Source organism: Cobetia sp. MM1IDA2H-1 (genome assembly GCF_002916775.2).
Classification (GTDB): domain Bacteria; phylum Pseudomonadota; class Gammaproteobacteria; order Pseudomonadales; family Halomonadaceae; genus Cobetia; species Cobetia marina.
In genome coordinates, this window is sequence record NZ_CM133225.1 from 1,861,456 (window position 1) to 1,879,287 (window position 17,832).

Below are 17,832 nucleotides of genomic sequence, written 5' to 3' on the forward strand. Positions count from 1 at the left end.
GGAGGCGCTTGTCCATGAGTGACACGCGCGCTCATGAGCGCCTGCAACAGTTCTATATCCCGGAAGAGCAGTCCATCTACCTGCTCTCGCATCATGATGCCAAGAAGCTCAAGGACTGGGTGGCACTGTGCATTGCCCAGCTCGAGGGGCTGGGCTATCGCGAAATCCATCTGGTGGGCAAGGGGGCTTATGGCTTCGTGTTTGCCGGGTGGCGCCCTGGTGAAGGCACGGCCATTCGAGAGGAGCACGTCTTCAAGTTCACGCGGGTCACCTTGCCTCAGGCGTTGCAGGACCGTCTGGAGGAAGAGGCCTTCATGCTCGACCAGGTCGCGCATCCGTTGATTCCGCGCCTGATCAGTTATCAGCGCGTTCGCCGCCAGTCGATACTGGTCATGGAGCGCGCGCCGGGCATCAATCTCGAGGAGTACTCGCTCAAGCATGGCCGCATGTCACCGCGTCTGGTGATCAGGGTCGCCAGTCAGCTTGCCGGGATTCTCAAGTCGCTGCGTGGGTCATCCGCAAGCCCCGACACGCCCGCGGTGGTGCACGGGGATATCAAGCCGTCCAACCTGGTCTTCGATGCCGAGCGTGAGCAGGTGGCATTGATCGACTGGGGCAGTGCCGTCTTCGCGCAACTCGACGAGCACATGCAATACCTCACGACCAATGTGATGCAGCTGATGTCGGATGATCTGCAGCAGACCAACGCGCGACTGGGCGATGTCTACTTCATCGGCGAGGAACAGCTCAATGGCGCGCTGTCCTCGCCTCGCTTCGATGAGCAAGGCGTGGCCGCGACACTCTATGCACTGGCGTCAGGGCAGTCGTGTCGCTTCGGCGTGCGGGCCATCCCGGCAACCTCGCTGGGACTGCCACGGGAGTTCGCGCGCATGCTGGATGGCATGCTGGCGGAAGACCCGATGCTGCGCATGCAGGCGGGTGACTACTTCCTGCGCGAGATGCCGAGAATGGCTCGTCTGGTCATGCCGGAACTGCCGACATCGCCGATACCCTCTCTGCTTCCCGTCTGGGTGCGGCCTGCCGCCCGCGACATCGACACCGTCGTCTATGCCTCGCGCAAATCCTTTCTGCGGGAAGCCTTCGAGATCGATGGCATGGACAGCGCGCAGGCCAACCTCGAAGACGGCGACCACGCCAATGCGCTGGATGCCGTCAATGACGTCCAGCTGGATCGCTATTACAAGAACTTCATGCAGGGCATGGGAGATACGGAGAAAGCCTTTCTGGCCGCGGTGAGCCGGCTGGGGAAGTATCCGATCGTCGGGGGACTGGCGATCCGCTGGGAGCCGCAGGGCATCTTCGTGGACACGGCGCTGCACCTGCATGACCCCTCGCTCAAGGCCGCCTTCGTGGTAGCGGTCAACAACATGGTGGCGCTGGCGCGTGCCATCTATCGACAGGGTGTGTTCAAGGCCTGTCTGTTCAATGCGCGTGATACCTTGCACCTGGAGCGCGACGACCCCGAGGACGCCTTCACGCTGCCGCAAGCCTCCCCTCGGCGTGAGGCACTCCGCTTTCCCTATGAAGTCAGCGCCGTTCCGGAGCTGGAGGATGAATCACGAGTGCACTCCTATTTCGAGGATGGCCCGGATCCCGAGGAGTTTCTGGCCCTGCCGGAACAGATCATGAACGCGCTGTCGGAACTCAATCAGATCCATCACACCGGAATGCTGATCTTCGAGGCATTGCCGCATCATCTTAAGATCCACAGTTATTACCGTCTGCTCGACCCCGGGCGTGAAGCCGATTTCGCGCATCTTCTGGATGTCATCCTGGCCGCCGTACCACTGATTTCCGGACTGGGGGTGTCGGGCTTCATGAAGATGCCCTACAAGAACACCAAGCACTTTGACCACGTCGAAGCGCAGCCCGAGCGCTTCTACCCGCGTGACCCTCGGGTCAACACGACGACTCGGCAGGATCCAGCAGGGCAGGCCAGATAGCAGCGTGACACTGGAGAGAAGCGAGGAAAGAGGCAAGAGGCAAGAGGCAAGAGGCAAGAGGCAAGAGGCAAGAGGCAAGAGGCAAGAGGCAAGAGAATCGACTTGTCTTGCCGCTATCCTGCAGACAAACGCCCCGCTCAGGTTTCAAGCCTGGACGGGGCGTTTTTCATTTCAGGCTGCGCGTCAGACCACGTTACGGTTTGGCGCTAGGATAACTCGTGATGAGTCATCGGAACGCTACTGCAGCTTCAATCCTTCATCTGGCGCGGCCGTGTCATCGCCTGCGGCGACAGCAGTGCTTCAAGGCGCGCCTCATCCAGCAGGCCTTCCTCGCGCACCAGCTCCAATACGCTGCGACCGCTGACCAGGGCTTCCTTGGCGATGCGGGTCGCGTTGTCATAGCCGATGTAGGGGTTGAGGGCAGTGATCAGGCCGATGGAGTTGTTGACCAGCTCCGCACAGCGATCCCGATTGGCCGTGATGCCGATCACGCAGCGATTCTTGAGCATGGTCATGGCTCGGCTCAGCTGGCGGATGGAATCCAGCAGCTTGTAGGCGATCAGCGGCTCCATCACGTTGAGCTGCAACTGACCGGCTTCCGCCGCCATGGTCAGCGCGGTGTCGTTGCCGATCACGTCAAAGGCGACCTGATTGACGGCTTCCGGAATCACCGGATTGACCTTGCCCGGCATGATCGAGCTGCCCGGCTGCTGAGGCGGCAGGTTGATCTCGTTGAAGCCGGTGCGCGGGCCGGAAGACAGCAGACGCAGGTCATTGCAGATCTTGGACAGCTTGACCGCGAGGCGCTTGAGCATGCCGTGGAACAGCACGAAGGCCCCCATGTCGCTGGTCGCCTCGACCAGGTCCGACGCCGGACGGAAGTCGATGCCGGAACGACGTGCCAATGCCTCGATGGCCAGGGCGCTGTAGCGCGGATCGGCGTTGATGCCGGTGCCGATCGCCGTGCCCCCCAGATTGACTTCCTTGAGCAGCTCGTTGAGGTTGGCGATGCGCTCGACATCTTCGCGCAGGGTGTTGGCGAAGGCGCGGAATTCCTGGCCCAGCGTCATCGGCACCGCATCCTGAAGCTGGGTGCGCCCCATCTTGACGACATCATCGAATTCCAGTGCCTTGCTGGCAAAGGCATTGGCCAGTTCGCTCAGCGCATCCACCAGCATCGAGTGGCTGCGCAGCAGGCCGACACGAATGGCCGTCGGATAGGCGTCATTCGTGGACTGCGCCATGTTGACGTGATTGTTGGGGTGCAGGTGCTGGTAATCCCCTTTGGGATAGCCAAGATATTCCAGCCCGAGGTTGGCGATCACCTCGTTGGCATTCATGTTGGTCGAGGTGCCGGCACCCCCCTGGATCATGTCGACCACGAACTGATCGTGATGATCGCCATTCATCAAGCGTGCACAGGCATGCTGGATGGCATCGTGCTCACGTGTCTCGAGATAGCCCAGCGCGTGATTGGCTTCCGCGGCAGCGGCCTTGACCAATGCCAGGCCTTCCACCAGACGCGGGAAGTGGGACAGCGGCACGCCGGACAGATGGAAGTTGTTGAGTGCACGCTGGGTCTGGACACCGTAATAGGCCTCTGTCGGGACCGGCTCGCGTCCCAGTAGATCCTTCTCGAGGCGGAAACCGTTTGCCAATGCCTCCTGCTCTGCATGGCTGAGGTCGGGCTGTGAGGATGGCATGGCGTTCTGAGCGGTTTCCGAGGCACTGTTCACTTGGGCGGAACTCCTGGCTGAAGTACACTGTTGCGCTTGAAGCGCGGTGAGGTGGACAAGGGTAACCAGCAGGATGCCCCGACGACCAATGCCTATCGCCGCTGCCGTATACGTCAAATGCATACGACGAAGGTAGTGATTCTCCCCCGTGAAGCTCACTGCCAGAGACAAGGCGCCACATGACCGGTTTTCACGCATATTGCCGGCATGATCGATATCGATGGGAGTTCGGGTGAACCTGGAAACAAAATGGCTGGAAGATTTCGTGGCGTTGTCCAACACGCGCAGTTTCTCCACCTCGGCTCGCCTCAGACATGTGACCCAACCAGCCTTCAGCCGTCGAATTCGCGCGTTGGAGCAGGCCGTGGGCACCACGCTGGTGGATCGTTCGACCACGCCTGTCAGCCTCACGCCGGAAGGGCAGTTGTTCCTGGTGACCGCGCGCAACCTGACCGAGCAGCTGTCCGAATGTCTGGCCCATCTACGGGGGCTTGGGATGGCCAACGAGACGCTGGACATCGCGGCGGCACACTCGCTGGCGCTGGCGTTCTTCCCCAAGTGGATCTCGCGCCTTCAGCAAGGGCTGGGGGAGTTGCCGACGCGGCTCTCCGCCATGAATGTCGGCGATGCCATCCATGCCCTGCGTGAGGGCAATTGCGATCTGATGCTGGCGTATTATGACCCTTACGCCAGCATGCAGCTGGATGCAGAGGCATTCCCCTCCTTCTCGGTGGCCAAGGTCAACATGCTGCCGGTCTGCGTGCCGCTGGAGAACGGCGAACCACGCTTCCCGCTGACCGGCCAGAGCGAAACCAGTCAGGACGCGATTCCCTTGCTCTCCTATACACAGGGAGCGTTCCTGGGGCGCAGCGTGAAGATGTTGCTCAAGAATGATCCATTGCGGCTTCGTCTGCGCACCGTCTATGAAATGGCGATGGCGGAGGGTCTCAAGGGCATGGCGTTGCAGGGAGTGGGCATGGCGTGGATTCCGGACTTCTGCATCCGGGATGAGCTGGAAAGTGGCAAGCTGGTGAGAGCCGGCAATGACGCCTGGGATATTCCGCTGGAGATTCGTCTCTATCGTTGCTCACTGGTTCACAAGCCGGGGATCGACAAGCTTTGGAAGCAGCTGATGAATCTGCCGCGAGATTTCCTTCAGGCCTGACAGGCCACACCCAGACACGACAACGGCAGGCCAATGGCCTGCCGTTGTCGTGTCTGGCAAAGCTGTCTCTATCGGTGAGTCAGAAACTGCTTTGCCCCGCATGCAAGCCCAGAAAGTTCTGGATGATGAAGAAGTGGTCTTCGAACAAGGTGTCAGGCTCCAGATCCGCCAGTGCCACCCAGCGAGCCTGCTCTTCGCTGTCCTTGCCACTGCTGCGCAGTTTCGGTAACTGCTGCTCCGGGCGCAGTGCGAAATAGAAGGCCTCTGCCAGCGTGCGACCGCGCCAGCTGCGATGAGGCTCATCGAACAGACGCTGCCCACGCAGTGAGCCGCGCAGGACAGGCTCTGGCACCTTGAGCCGCACGCGTTCTCTCAATTCGCGCAGGCAGGCGTCCAGCAGGCGCTCCTGCGACTGGACGAAGCCCCCGGGCAAGGCGTAAAGCCCCTTGCCAGGCGCCGCGCGTCGGGTGGTCAGCAGGATATGCCCTGATTGCACGACGACCGCATTGACCGTGATGAACAGGGGAGGATAGGGCGCGTCACTCCATGCCGCGCGATACTGCTCGAGCAGTCGCCGCTCCTCGACCAGACCCTGCCATGCCGTTTCCTCCAGAAAGCCGCGCAGATGTTGCGCGACGCTGCCGGGCAGCAACTCCAGTCCCTCGTTGTCCAGCCAGTCCTCGACTCTGGCCCGCTCGCTGAAGATCACATCGCGGATATGGCTCGCCACCATGCCCTCGTGGTAAGGCCCTGCCACGGATTCCCACTGCGGGAACAGACTCAGATAATAGCTGGAGCGTGCATTGTCATTGCCGTGGGTGGCCCCGATCAAGGCGATGCGTGGCATGCGATTGGCCTGCGGGCGTGCGATGTCACGCACCTTGCGCTGCACATCCCGCACCCAGACATCGTCGTTGTAGAGAGCATCCAGCAGCGGCACGATTTCCAGTCGGGCATTGGCATCTTCCCCGAAACAGCTGCGAATCATGCGGGTGCGTTCATCGAAGGTGAAAGGGTTGCGCAAGGAACGAGCCTGCCAGGCAGACCCCACCAGGACGATGACCTGGCGTGCACGACGCAGGGCCTCCTCCATGATCGCGACATGACCATGGTGAACGGGTTGGAAGCGGCCGATGAAGACGAGACAGTCATACTGACAGGCGTTGTCTGCCGAGCCCTCGGAGCAGAGCTGAGACGGTGCACGCATGGCGGGCATGAGAGACGATGAGGGCATGAAACGCTCCATGGAATTCTGAAGACTGCATCTGGGTGGCAGGTCGTGCGTCCCCGATAGCCTATCAGATAACGCGCATACGCTGAGCATGGCCTGGCAGTGTGCGATCTGTCTGCGTCTGCAGGCATCTACATATTATACCGTTATCTTTTGTCTTCGCACAGATATCGATCCTACCCACAACACTGTCATCGACGAGGTGGGAGAGGCGAAAGACGAGAGAAACGAGAGAGGCAATAGAAAGCGGAGAGAAGGCGAGGCATCACGCAGACTGGCTACCCCCCGCAAGGCATGCCTTGCGGGGGGCCAACCGGTATCGTCATGACCCGAGGTGCGTCACGAGATATCGGGAGTACAGGCTCAGGAAGCCTTGGCGGTCAGCACGTCTGTGATCCACTCGACGACCTGCTCACCGTTGGCATTGACGCAGACGTCGACCAGCGGTGTCTGGGACCATTGATTGCCGAGGAACTCGCGTCCTTGCGGCGCGAACAGGGTCTGGCCTTCCGCCAGCCCTTCGACTTCGACGCTCAGGTGGCCCCGCTCGACGGTGAACATCTCCGGCTTCATCAGCCAGGCCAGGGCACAGCTGTCGTGCGGACAGCAGCCATCGATGCCACGAGCTTCCTGGTAGAAGGCCTTGTAGAACTGATAGCTGCCGGACAGCACCTCGCCCAGGGCACCTTGCGCGACACGGATGCGCTCGACATGTGCCGGGGACAGCACGCAGCGGTGAGTGGCATCCAGGCCGACCATGGTCAGCGGCCAGCCTGCCGTGAGCACCTTGGAGGCGGCATGCGGGTCGTTGAAGATATTGGCTTCCGCGACCGGAGAGACGTTGCCGCCTTCACGGATGGAGCCACCCATCACGACCACCTGCTTGACCTTGGTGATGATGCTCGGGTCCAGTTGCAGGGCGGTTGCCAGGTTGCCCAGCGGGCCTACCGCGACGAGGGTGATCTCGCCCGGACGCGCATTGACCTGCTCGACGATGAACTGCGGTGCACTGATGGGCAACGCCTTGCCCTTGGGCTCCGGGATATCCATGTTGCCAAGGCCGTTGGCGCCGTGGATGTGCGCCGGTGCGGGGAACTTGTCCTTGACCAGCGGTTGGGCAGCACCCTGTGCGACCGGGATATTCTGGCCCGCCAGCTCCCCCAGCAACAACGCATTGGACGTGGCGGTCTCGATGGTGACGTTGCCGAAGGTGGTCGTCATGCCGAGGAATTCGATGTCCGGATGTGCTAGGCAGATGGCGATGGCCTGGGCGTCATCAACGCCCGGGTCGGTATCAAAGATGATGGGAGTCTTCATGATGTCCTCTTGCCGATAAAGCCATGAACCGGTGCCATCGGCACCTCAATCAGCGTGCCGTGGGCTGAGCCTCACCCTCAGGAAAGGCTCAGACCTGTCCGGTTCAAGGGGGTGATCGTTCAGTTGCTCAATGCGTCCAGGGGGGGCCACTTAGCCAGGGCGTCAGCGACATCGCTGCTGCCCGGAATGCTGGGAGCGGCGCCTTCACGACTGACACAGAGTGCGGAGGCCGTGCTGGCGCGACGCAGACTGTCTTCGATGTTCATGCCATCGATCTGGCTGGCCAGGTAATAGCCGATGAAGGTATCGCCGGCAGCGGTGGTATCCACCGCCTTCACGCGATGGGCAGGCAGCTGGATGCGCTGCTCGCCCAGCTGATAGCAGACGCCTTCGCTGCCCAGAGTCAGCACGACCTCGGTGGCGGGCAGGCGCTCATGCAGGGCATTGAGCAGCGTGTCGACCGGTGCGCTTTCTTCCAGCTCGACCAGTTGCGCCGCTTCGCCACGGTTCAAGAACAGCACCTGGCAATGCTCCAGCGGGAGATCCAGCACTTCAGCACCCATCGGCGCCGGGTTGAAGGCGATCTTCATGCCCTTGGCATGCGCCATCTCGATGACCTTGCCAAGCGCATTGCACTCGTTCTGAAGCAGCAGCCAATCGCCCTGGGTGACTCCGGAGAACAGCTCGGAAAGGTGTTCGTCGGTGAAGCCATGATTGGCACCAGGGTAAAGGATGATGCTGTTCTCGGCGTGATCATCCACCTGAATGATGGCGTGACCGCTGGCGCTGGCGCTCAGTTCGACCTGAGACGTGATGACACCGGCGCTCTCCAATGGCTCAAGCGCCCAGCGGTCGGCATTGCCGAGACGTCCCCAGTGGGTGACATCTCCGCCTGCGCGTGCCAGAGCGAGGGACTGGTTGGCCCCCTTGCCGCCCAATACCTGACGGAAGGAGTGACTCGCCAGAGTTTCACCGGGGCGAACCAGATGAGGGACCCGGTAGACGTGATCGATATTGATGGAACCGTAGTTGTAAAGCATGCAGCCTCCTTGGGGGCGAGCATCCTAGCAAAGCCTTGGCCGCCTGTCCGCAGTCCTGACACCAAGGTCTGACCTTTTGGACATGTTTGAGCGTTGAAGCGCGAAGTCCACGTATAGGCAAGAGAAGGCGCATACTCGATTCACTTATGGAGGAATCAGGAAATCCGCCAATGCCGGGAATTCAACGTACCCCCATCACCATCAAGAAATGGGTCTGGCGCGCGCTGTTTACCAGTACCATGATCCCGTTGCTGCTGGTAGAGACGGCGCTGGTGGCGGTGTACTTCCTGTCCAACGACGAGATACGTGATGCCAACCTGAATTACCTTCAGGCGCAGTCGAGCAGTGAGTTGAATCTGGCTATGTTGCGCGAGGCCAAGAGCCTCAATCGTCAGCTGGAACATATACAGGATCTCTCCACCGGCATGGCGGCTCAGACCCGCATGATTCGACTCGACAGTGCTTCTCCCGTCAGTGCGGAGCAAGCGGCTCGGCATGGATTCGAGCGCAGTGGCGCCTGGGCCAGCCAGAGGGATGAAGGGGATCAGGCCAGTGGCTTCCATGCCGTGCTGCCTGATATCGAGATCGATGTGCCACTGGCATTGCGAATGACGGCCGTGGACCCCCTGATGCGCAATATCGTCTCGACCCATCCCGCGGTCATCCAGACCTTCGTGACGCTGGCGAACTGCTCTGTGCGAATCTATCCCTATGTGGATCTCGTCGAGTTGTTGCCCCCCGATCACGATTGCCGAGACTTCTCCTTCTTCTACCTGGCCGCACCGGCCATGAATCCCGAGCGCCACACCGTCTGGACGGATCTCTATCAGGACCCCGCCGCCAATGGCTGGATGACGTCTGCTGTCACGCCTTTTTACGACGGTGACGAATTTCTCGGTGTGGTAGGCATCGACATGACCCTGGATGTCATCGTCAACCAGATTCTGGCCATGGAACTGCCCTGGAGCGGCTTCGCGATGCTCTACGATGCCAAGGGGCGCTCACTGGCGGTGCCGTCGAGGGGCGAATCTTTGCTCTCTCTGGCACCGGTCGAGCAGCCGGACGTCAGCATTCTCCAGGAGGAGGACGTGCTGCGGCCGGCGCAGATGGAGCTGTCCAGGCATCCCGTCTTCGCCACCCTGTCCGAGCAGATCCTCGGGCAGCGTCGTGGCTCTGCAAGCGTCTCGGTGGATGGCGAGCCCTTCAAGGTGGCCTGGGAGCATCTGAGCAGCAATGACTGGATCATGTTGAGCATGGTGGAGGAGTCCGCCGTCTTCTCGCGTACCGCCGAGATCGGGCGCAATTTTCAACTGGTCGGCATGGCGCTGGTGGGCGGCCTGATTCTCTTCTATCTGAGTTTCTTCCTGCTGATGAGCTGGCGCACCCACCACATCAGTCGCCATCTGTCCGTGCCGCTGGCAGAGCTCAGGGATCGCCTGCATCGTATCGGCATGGGGGCGGAGATCGAGTCTCCCGGGCAATGCGGTATCGTCGAGCTGGATGATGCCCATAATACGGCGGAAGAGATGTACCGACGTCTGCGCCAGACCCAGCAGGAACTCCAGGCCAGTGAGCGGCGCTTGCTCGACTCCCTGGAAGCCAGTGGTGACAGTCTGTGGGAGATGGATATTCCCGGGCGCATCATCCACATTCACCCCAATCTGTGGCGGATGCTGGGAGCGACAGGGCGTGAGCCGCTGGTGATGCGCGAGCTGGACTTTGATCGACTGATCCATCCGGACGACCTGGAAGCCGTGCATGTCCTGCGTCACCGCGTGTTCACCACCTTCGGCGATACCTTCGAATGTCAGTACCGCATGCGCGCCCCGGGAGAGGAGGATCTGCGGCACATCGAAAGCATGGGCTGCAATGCGCATTCTGATCTAACGGTTGAACCGGGCATCGAGCCGCAAGGCGGCGAGGGCCACCCGGCATCGTCGGCGAGTCGGCATGACGAGGATCAGGCGGCGGATGCCATTGATTGGGTATTGCTCATCTCGCGCGGGCGGGTAGTGACGTGGGATGCCGAAGGCCACCCCGTCAAGGCCGCCGGCATGCATATCCGTATCGACAGATCTTCATTCGCCAGCCATCTGCGCTGAGCGAACTCAAGAGTGATCTCAGGCTAGTTGCCATCGATGTCGCGTCACTCCTCTTGAATGACGCGGCAATCCCGACACCAGAAGGGGCCAGATGCCTTGCGCATCTGGCCCCTTCTGGTGTCTATCCATGCCTCTGCCAGCGGGCGGGCATCGGAGTGCAGCCACCTCGTCCATGTCTCAGACGTTTTCGCCGAGATAGGACTCGATATTGGCAAGACTCAGATCCAGTATGTTCTGACGCGCTTCACGACTGATCCAGGCATTGTGGGGCGTGACGATGAGGTTCCATCCGGCCTCAGACGCCGTTCGACTGTCAGCCAGCGCTGTCAGCAGGGCATGGCCCTTCCGGGGCGGTTCCTCCGGCAGGCTGTCGACGGCCAGTCCACCGAGGTGCCCACGCTTCAAGGCGGCAAGTGCAGCCTCTTCATCGATGATGCCACCGCGAGCACAGTTGATGAGCAGGGCTCCGGGCTTCAGCAACGCCAGGGCCTGCTCGTCGATCAGATGGTGTGTCTCAGGCGTCAGTGGGCAGTGCAGGCTGATGACGTCCGCTTCAGGCAGGAGGTGTTTCAGGCTCGGTCGTTGAGACGTCGACTCACTGCCCGGGCGCGCGGCGAAGGTGACGCGCATGTCGAACGCCTCTGCCAACCTGCCCACGGCAGTCCCCAGCTCTCCCTTGCCGACGATCACCAGATGCTTGCCGGCCAGTTGCAGGGTGGGGCGGCCCATCAGGCAGAAGGTATTGCTGCGCTGCCATTCACCGCTCGCGACATCTCCCTGGTAGCCAGGCAGTTGTCCGGCCAGTGCCAGCATCAACATCCAGGTGTGCTGTGCGACAGAGGCGGTGCCATAGGCCGCGACGTTCATGACGCGTATGCCTTGCGCCCTTGCCGCTTCCATGTCGATGTTGTTGGTGCCGGTGGCCATGACGGCGATCAGCTTCAATGCCGGCAGGGCCTCCAGATGCTGCGCCTCCAGGCGTACCTTGTTGACCAGCACGATCTCGGCACCCTCCAGACGCTCCACGACCTGCTCGGGCAACGTGGCATCATGGCAGACCAGCCCATTGACCCGGTCCTTCAGGCGGCTGAAGTCAAGGCCGTCGCCAAGTGATGCCATGTCGAGCATCACGGCCTGCGGGCCAGCATCAGCACCAGCGGAAGCAGTAGGGGGAGTTGCAGATGCGAGTTGGAGATCAGACATCGGTGTCCTCATGACGTGAGACGGCCGGGTGGCAGTGAATGAGGCCTGACCCTGGCCGGGCATGACGGCGCATTGCCGGGAATCTATCGAGGTGTTGCCCCGCAAGGGGCCGAGCACGCTATAATGTGGCCCTTTCGCTTTGACTTGAAAGACGTTCAACTGGCCTTATTGTACGCGTTCCGAAGCTGTGCTTGAGATGTCACTCATATTGATGTCTCCGGCACGTCTGATGCAAGGGCGCCGCAAGGCATAACATTGTCATGGTCCGCGACTCGCATTCTTGCGCTCGGGACCAGTATCGTCAGGAAAAAACCATGCCGATCTATGAATACCACTGCAAGGCCTGTGGCCATCGGATGGACAAGTTGCAGAAGATCAGCGCCGCGCCGCTGACGGAGTGTCCGGAATGCAAGACGGACCAGCTGGAAAAGCTGGTATCCGCCGCCGGTTTCCGTCTGGCGGGCAGTGGCTGGTACGAAACGGATTTCAAGTCCGGCAGCAAGAAGAATCTGGCCGGAGGTAGCGATAGCTCGTCCTGATGTCTCCCGTCATCAGGCCAGCTGTCATGCCTGCCATCCATGTGCTAGGTCATGCATGAGTGGCAGGCATCTCCAGCGTCAGGCCCTCTGAGACAGACGCGCACCAGTGCGTCGATCACGAATTTGAGCAACAAGGAATCAACATGCGCAGCCACTATTGCGGCAAACTGAACGAGACCCTGATCGATCAGGATGTCACTCTGTGCGGGTGGGTGCACCGCCGTCGCGACCACGGTGGCGTCATCTTCCTCGACATGCGCGACCGTGACGGTATCGCCCAGATCGTCGTCGATCCGGACACCGTCGATGCCTTCGCCACTGCCGACAAGGCGCGCAGCGAGTACGTCCTGCGCATCAAGGGCCGTATTCGCATGCGCCCGGAAGGCACCCAGAACCCGAACATGCCGACAGGCATGATCGAAGTGCTGGCCAAGGATGTCGAAGTGCTCAACACCGCACAGACGCCGCCGTTCCAGCTGGACGACCACAACAAGGTCGGTGAGGAAGTTCGCCTCAAGTATCGTTATGTCGACCTGCGTCGTCCGGACATGATCGACAAGCTGCGCCTGCGTTCACGCATCACCCACAGCGTGCGTGCCCAGCTGGAAGCCCTGGGCTTCCTCGACATCGAAACCCCGATTCTCACGCGTGCCACGCCGGAAGGGGCACGTGACTATCTGGTGCCGAGCCGCACCTATGCCGGCAGCTTCTTCGCGCTGCCGCAGTCTCCGCAGCTGTTCAAGCAGCTGTTGATGGTCGCCGGTGTCGATCGTTACTACCAGATCGCCAAGTGCTTCCGTGACGAGGATCTGCGCGCCGATCGTCAGCCGGAATTCACCCAGATCGACCTCGAGGCCAGCTTCGTCGACGAGAAGGACATCATGGGCATGACCGAGACCATGATCCGTGGTCTCTACAAGGAAGTGCTGGATGTCGAGCTGGGCGACTTCCCGACCATGCCGTATTCCGAAGCCATGCAGCGCTTCGGTTCCGACAAGCCGGACCTGCGCATCCCGCTGGAGCTGGTCGATGTCGATGACCTGATGAGCGGTGTGGACTTCAAGGTCTTCTCCGGCCCGGCCAAGGATGACAAGGGCCGTGTCGCCGCGCTGCGTGTGCCGGGCGGTGCCAGCCTGTCACGCAAGGAAATCGACGCCTACACCAAGTTCGTCGGCATCTACGGTGCCAAGGGCCTGGCGTGGATCAAGGTCAACGAGCGTGCCAAGGGCATCGAGGGTCTGCAGTCGCCGATCGTCAAGTTCATGGAAGACGTCGTGGATGACGTGCTGGACCGCTGTGGCGCCGTCGATGGCGACATCGTGTTCTTCGGTGCCGACAAGTCCAACATCGTGGCCGAGGCCATCGGTGCGCTGCGCGTCAAGCTGGGCGAAGACCTCAACCTCTACACCCGCGAATGGGCACCGCTGTGGGTCGTCGACTTCCCGATGTTCGAAGCCGATGCCAATGGCCGCCTGAGCGCGCTGCACCACCCGTTCACCGCGCCGTCCTGCACCCCGGAAGAACTCAAGGCCGATCCGGAAGCGGCACTGTCTCGCGCCTATGACATGGTCATCAACGGCACTGAGCTGGGTGGCGGTTCCATCCGTATCCACGACCAGGCCATGCAGCGTACCGTGTTTGAAGTGCTGGGCATCGGCGAGGAGGAAGCGGAAGAGAAGTTCGGCTTCCTGCTCGACGCGCTCAAGTTCGGCGCGCCGCCCCATGGTGGTCTGGCCTTCGGTCTCGACCGTCTGGTCATGCTGATGACCGGCGCCAAGACCATTCGTGAAGTCATCGCCTTCCCGAAGACCCAGAGCGCTGGCTGCATGATGACCGATGCCCCGGGGGAAGTCAGCGGTGAGCAGCTCAAGGAGCTGAACATCCGTCTGCGTCAGAAGGTCAAGGTTGAAGAGGAAGGCGGTCAGGCCTGATCCAGGCGAATGACCCCGGGGTGATCAACCTCTCCTGACAGGCGCCATCAGCGCCCGGGAGAGGGGGAGTCCCGCGCAAGCGGGCAAGTGACCCCCGGCAAGGCGGTGTGAGACTGTTACCTGCAGATGATGCAGGCAATGACAGTGTCGCACCGCCTTTTTTGTGGCATTGTGGCTGGTTATATACACAGTAAGCACGAAAGACGACAGGGATGGAGAGGCAATGAGTGTGAGACGTGAGGCGGTGGCATGATCATTCTTGGCATTGATCCGGGGTCACGCCTGACCGGTTACGGCGTACTGGACGTCTCGGCGGCTCAGCCCCGCTATGTGGACAGTGGCTGCATCCGCATGTCCCAGGTCAGCCTCGACCAGCGGTTGGCGCAGATCTACGCCGGTATCAGTGAAGTGATTGCCATGCATCGCCCGGCGGAGTTCGCCATCGAGCAGGTCTTCATGTCCAAGAATGCCGACTCCGCGCTCAAGCTCGGTCAGGCACGTGGGGCAGCCATCGTGTGTGCGGCGAACCACGGCCTGCCGGTATCAGAGTATGGGCCGCGACAGATCAAGCAGGCTGTCACGGGGTCCGGTGCAGCAGACAAGGCCCAGGTCCAGCATATGGTGACCCATACGCTCAAGCTGTCTGCAACGCCTCAGGCGGATGCCGCGGATGCTCTGGCCATCGCGCTGACACATTGCTTTGCACGCATGCGACTGACCCCGAGCAGCGCGCAGCTGGAGGCATTGGGTCTGGGGGCAGGTGCAGGGCGCAAGAGTACCCGCGCACGACGCAGCAGTAGCTGGCGTGACTTTGAGCCGGGCAAATGAGGTGTCTGCCGGTCACTTAGGGGGCTGGTCAGGGTCTGAAGAGTGTCTGGTCAGGGGCTGAAGAGAGTGGGGAGCAGACTCCGGCGTGTGCCGAAGACGGCCTCTACAGGCGAGAAGTGACAAGCCCGCTTGCGCCAGATACGCTATCGTTATCAATAAATTCCAATTTTTCAGTCACTTGTAGGCTTGTTTTCACGATGTCAGGCAGCATCTTGCGTTCTGCTGGCATCCGCATGCTGCCTGCATCTGGCCTCATGGCAACAAGTGACTGTCAGATTCATGCGACAAAATCGTCGTGACACTCGGACATGCCGCCTGCACGTTATCTTTGGTAGGCTTGCCCGCATCGCAACAACCCGTGCCGCCTGACACCTGATGTGATGAGCAGGCGGCACTGAAGACTCAAGGACAGCCCGAAACATGATTGGACGTCTGACTGGGCGTTTGCTCGAAAAGCAGCCGCCTCATCTGGTACTCGATGTACAAGGTGTGGGCTATGAACTTGAAGCCTCCATGAATACCTTGCTGGGTCTGCCGGCTGTCGGGGAGGACTGTCAGCTGTTCACCCACCTGGTCGTGCGTGAAGACGCCCAGTTGCTCTATGGCTTCGGCAAGGAGCCGGAGCGTCGTCTGTTCCGGGAATTGATCAAGATTTCCGGGGTCGGGCCGCGCCTGGCGCTGGCGATTCTCTCGGGAATGGAGCAGGCCGATTTCATTCGCTGCGTGCACGACGAAGACAGTCGGGCACTGACTCGCTTGCCCGGCGTCGGCAAGAAGACGGCGGACCGCCTGATCATCGAGATGCGCGACCGGCTCAAGCATTGGACGATTCCGCAGGACGATGGTCTGTCGGAAATGGCGCGCGCTTCGCAGCCACAGCCGCCGGTTACCCATCCCCTGGCCGACGCCGAAGCCGCTCTGGTCGCGCTGGGCTACAAGCCGGTCGAGGCGGCCAAGATGCTCTCGGGACTCGAGACAGGTGCCTCCACGGAAGCCCTCATCAAGGCGGCGTTGGCCCGCAAGATGGCCAGCTAGCGCACGTGTCTCGTGCCTGATAGCGTGAATGACAGAATAGGCACGATCTGATTGGATTTATTGACTAGGGAATGGCCGGCGACTGGGGTAGAAAGTGCGCGCTTGATTGCATTGGCGCAAGATCATTTCACTGCCTCGGTCTCACCGCCTCTCGCCACATGATTCATGTCTGCAGCATGAGTCATCAGGAGTTGAGCAAGCATCATGATGGAGTCGGATCGACTGATCTCCGCGGCCACGCATGATCCGGAAGAACGGATCGATCGCGCCAATCGGCCGCGAACGCTGAATGAGTATATCGGTCAGCCGATCGTGCGCGAGCAGATGGAAATCTTCATCAGTGCCGCTCGCGGTCGTGGCGATAGCCTGGATCACACCCTGGTATTCGGGCCCCCGGGACTTGGCAAGACCACTCTCGCACACATCATTGCCAGTGAGATGAGCGTGGACATCAAGTCGACGTCCGGACCGGTTCTGGAGCGGGCAGGTGACCTGGCCGCCATGCTGACGAATCTCCAGGAAGGCGATGTACTGTTCATCGACGAGATCCATCGCCTGTCACCGGCGGTCGAGGAAGTGCTGTATCCGGCGATGGAGGATTATCAGCTGGATATCATGATCGGTGAGGGCCCGGCTGCCCGCTCGATCAAGCTGGAACTGCCACGATTCACTCTGGTGGGGGCGACGACCCGGGCTGGTCTGTTGACCGCGCCCCTGCGAGATCGCTTCGGAATCGTTCAGCGCCTCGAGTTCTACGATATCGAGTCGCTGACCGGTATCGTCTCGCGCAGTGCGAAGCTGTCAGGCATGGAAGTGGAGATGGATGGCGCGCGCGAGATCGCACGACGCTCGCGAGGGACGCCGCGTATCGCCAATCGGCTGCTGCGGCGGGTGCGTGACTTTACCGAGGTGCGCGGCGATGGCCGTCTGACGCTGGATGTCGCGGACAAGGCGCTCAACATGCTCAATGTGGATAGCCACGGGCTGGATCATATGGATCGCCGGTTGCTGCTGTCGATGATCGAGAAGTTCGATGGCGGGCCCGTCGGTGTGGATTCGCTGGCGGCCGCCATCGGCGAGGAGCGCGATACCATCGAAGATGTGCTGGAGCCCTATCTGATTCAGCAGGGCTTCATGATGCGAACGGCGCGTGGGCGCGTGGTGACCAGTTCCGCCTATCAGCATTTCGGCATCACACCGCGTGAGACCCAGGCGCGTCTGACGCCGGGTGGGCAGGAGGACGCATGACGTCGTCTCTTCAGACATCCAGACCCGGCGAGGAAACGTTGACTGAGCAGACGGGCGATTTTCATCATGCGGTGCGGGTCTATATCGAGGATACCGATGCGGGTGGCATCGTCTATTACGTCAACTACCTGCGCTTCATGGAGCGCGCACGCAGTGAATGGCTGCGCGCACGTGGCTATTCCCAGCAGACACTTCTGGAGCGCGGTATCCAGCTTGTCGTGCACAGTGTGGCCAGTCGCTATCATCGTCCTGCGAGACTGGATGATCTGCTTCAGGTCACGGCAACGGCAGGTGAATTGCGGGGCGCGCGCCTTGTCTTTCATCAACAGGTGATGAAGGACGGGGTGATGTTGAGTGATGCCGAGGTGGTGATTGCCTGTGTCGATGCCAGCACATTGCGTCCGCGTCGATGGCCAGTGGAATTGCTGAACGCTCTTGAGGTCTGAGTCACCGATACCAGATTGACCGAGAGTCGCCGTGGTCAAGGCGTGAA

General features: G+C 61.0%; 14 protein-coding genes. 9 read left to right on the plus strand and 5 right to left on the minus strand.

The annotated features are described in order from the left end of the window. The first annotated feature begins 14 nt into the window (after window positions 1-14). Window positions 15-1,964: a serine/threonine protein kinase gene (locus tag BOH68_RS07965; protein ID WP_077376530.1), complete on the plus strand. Its 1,950-nt coding sequence runs from the start codon at window positions 15-17 to the stop codon at window positions 1,962-1,964. 248 nt (window positions 1,965-2,212) lie between these two features. Here the strand turns inward: BOH68_RS07965 and BOH68_RS07970 are convergent, their stop codons facing one another. Beyond that, a complete protein-coding gene (locus BOH68_RS07970; protein ID WP_077377375.1) occupies window positions 2,213-3,667 on the minus strand; it encodes an aspartate ammonia-lyase in 1,455 nt (484 codons plus the stop codon). A 265-nt stretch (window positions 3,668-3,932) separates the two neighbouring features. On the opposite strand from BOH68_RS07970, the gene BOH68_RS07975 reads away from it, so the two are divergent. Next, a complete protein-coding gene (locus tag BOH68_RS07975) occupies window positions 3,933-4,865 on the plus strand; it encodes a LysR substrate-binding domain-containing protein (protein ID WP_077377372.1) in 933 nt (310 codons plus the stop codon). Window positions 4,866-4,944: 79 nt separating this feature from the next. Here BOH68_RS07975 and BOH68_RS07980 read toward each other — a convergent pair whose 3' ends face one another. From BOH68_RS07980 to BOH68_RS07990, 3 genes are all read right to left on the minus strand, one after another. After that, entirely contained in the window at window positions 4,945-6,072 is a 1,128-nt protein-coding gene (locus BOH68_RS07980) for a bifunctional nicotinamide-nucleotide adenylyltransferase/Nudix hydroxylase (RefSeq protein WP_258038301.1), read from the minus strand. Between the two features lie 387 nt (window positions 6,073-6,459). Further along, window positions 6,460-7,413: a nucleoside hydrolase gene (locus tag BOH68_RS07985; RefSeq protein WP_077376524.1), complete on the minus strand. Its 954-nt coding sequence runs from the start codon at window positions 7,411-7,413 to the stop codon at window positions 6,460-6,462. Between the two features lie 119 nt (window positions 7,414-7,532). Next, complete coding sequence (locus BOH68_RS07990; protein WP_077376521.1) at window positions 7,533-8,453, minus strand: ribokinase; 921 nt, start codon at window positions 8,451-8,453, stop codon at window positions 7,533-7,535. A 170-nt stretch (window positions 8,454-8,623) separates the two neighbouring features. Here BOH68_RS07990 and BOH68_RS07995 point away from each other — a divergent pair, with 170 nt between their 5' ends. Beyond that, complete coding sequence (locus BOH68_RS07995) at window positions 8,624-10,555, plus strand: PDC sensor domain-containing protein (protein WP_170877427.1); 1,932 nt, start codon at window positions 8,624-8,626, stop codon at window positions 10,553-10,555. A 177-nt stretch (window positions 10,556-10,732) separates the two neighbouring features. Here BOH68_RS07995 and BOH68_RS08000 read toward each other — a convergent pair whose 3' ends face one another. After that, a complete protein-coding gene (locus tag BOH68_RS08000; protein ID WP_258038300.1) occupies window positions 10,733-11,683 on the minus strand; it encodes a D-2-hydroxyacid dehydrogenase in 951 nt (316 codons plus the stop codon). 389 nt (window positions 11,684-12,072) lie between these two features. On the opposite strand from BOH68_RS08000, the gene BOH68_RS08005 reads away from it, so the two are divergent. The 6 genes from BOH68_RS08005 to ybgC all read left to right on the plus strand — a co-directional run bounded on the left by BOH68_RS08005 (window position 12,073) and on the right by ybgC (window position 17,785). After that, window positions 12,073-12,297, plus strand: coding sequence for an FmdB family zinc ribbon protein (locus BOH68_RS08005; protein WP_077376513.1), 225 nt, complete (start codon window positions 12,073-12,075; stop codon window positions 12,295-12,297). A 143-nt stretch (window positions 12,298-12,440) separates the two neighbouring features. Beyond that, entirely contained in the window at window positions 12,441-14,228 is a 1,788-nt protein-coding gene (gene aspS / locus BOH68_RS08010) for an aspartate--tRNA ligase (protein ID WP_077376510.1), read from the plus strand. Window positions 14,229-14,477: 249 nt separating this feature from the next. After that, entirely contained in the window at window positions 14,478-15,056 is a 579-nt protein-coding gene (gene ruvC, locus BOH68_RS08015) for a crossover junction endodeoxyribonuclease RuvC (RefSeq protein WP_077376507.1), read from the plus strand. A gap of 420 nt (window positions 15,057-15,476) precedes the next feature. Next, the gene (ruvA, locus tag BOH68_RS08020) at window positions 15,477-16,091 is read left to right on the plus strand and encodes a Holliday junction branch migration protein RuvA (protein WP_077376504.1); all 615 of its coding nucleotides are present in this window, start codon (window positions 15,477-15,479) and stop codon (window positions 16,089-16,091) included. Between the two features lie 204 nt (window positions 16,092-16,295). Beyond that, a complete protein-coding gene (gene ruvB / locus BOH68_RS08025; protein ID WP_077376500.1) occupies window positions 16,296-17,339 on the plus strand; it encodes a Holliday junction branch migration DNA helicase RuvB in 1,044 nt (347 codons plus the stop codon). Further along, window positions 17,336-17,785 (plus strand): tol-pal system-associated acyl-CoA thioesterase, encoded by a 450-nt coding sequence (gene ybgC / locus BOH68_RS08030; protein WP_077376497.1) that lies wholly within the window; start codon window positions 17,336-17,338, stop codon window positions 17,783-17,785. The genes ruvB and ybgC overlap by 4 nt, the downstream gene beginning before the upstream one ends. The last annotated feature ends 47 nt before the right edge of the window (window positions 17,786-17,832 follow it).

Excerpts from the sequence above, each read along its gene's own strand:
- BOH68_RS07970 (WP_077377375.1), bottom strand. The coding sequence starts at position 3,667 with ATGCCATCCTCACAGCCCGACCTCAGCCATGCAGAGCAGGAGGCATTG.
- BOH68_RS07985 (WP_077376524.1), bottom strand. The coding sequence starts at position 7,413 with ATGAAGACTCCCATCATCTTTGATACCGACCCGGGCGTTGATGACGCC.
- BOH68_RS07990 (WP_077376521.1), bottom strand. The coding sequence starts at position 8,453 with ATGCTTTACAACTACGGTTCCATCAATATCGATCACGTCTACCGGGTC.
- aspS (WP_077376510.1), top strand. The coding sequence starts at position 12,441 with ATGCGCAGCCACTATTGCGGCAAACTGAACGAGACCCTGATCGATCAG.
- ruvB (WP_077376500.1), top strand. The coding sequence starts at position 16,296 with ATGATGGAGTCGGATCGACTGATCTCCGCGGCCACGCATGATCCGGAA.
- ybgC (WP_077376497.1), top strand. The coding sequence starts at position 17,336 with ATGACGTCGTCTCTTCAGACATCCAGACCCGGCGAGGAAACGTTGACT.
- BOH68_RS08000 (WP_258038300.1), bottom strand. The coding sequence starts at position 11,683 with ATGCTCGACATGGCATCACTTGGCGACGGCCTTGACTTCAGCCGCCTG.
- BOH68_RS07995 (WP_170877427.1), top strand. The coding sequence starts at position 8,624 with ATGCCGGGAATTCAACGTACCCCCATCACCATCAAGAAATGGGTCTGG.
- ruvA (WP_077376504.1), top strand. The coding sequence starts at position 15,477 with ATGATTGGACGTCTGACTGGGCGTTTGCTCGAAAAGCAGCCGCCTCAT.
- BOH68_RS07980 (WP_258038301.1), bottom strand. The coding sequence starts at position 6,072 with ATGCGTGCACCGTCTCAGCTCTGCTCCGAGGGCTCGGCAGACAACGCC.
- ruvC (WP_077376507.1), top strand. The coding sequence starts at position 14,478 with ATGATCATTCTTGGCATTGATCCGGGGTCACGCCTGACCGGTTACGGC.
- BOH68_RS08005 (WP_077376513.1), top strand. The coding sequence starts at position 12,073 with ATGCCGATCTATGAATACCACTGCAAGGCCTGTGGCCATCGGATGGAC.
- BOH68_RS07965 (WP_077376530.1), top strand. The coding sequence starts at position 15 with ATGAGTGACACGCGCGCTCATGAGCGCCTGCAACAGTTCTATATCCCG.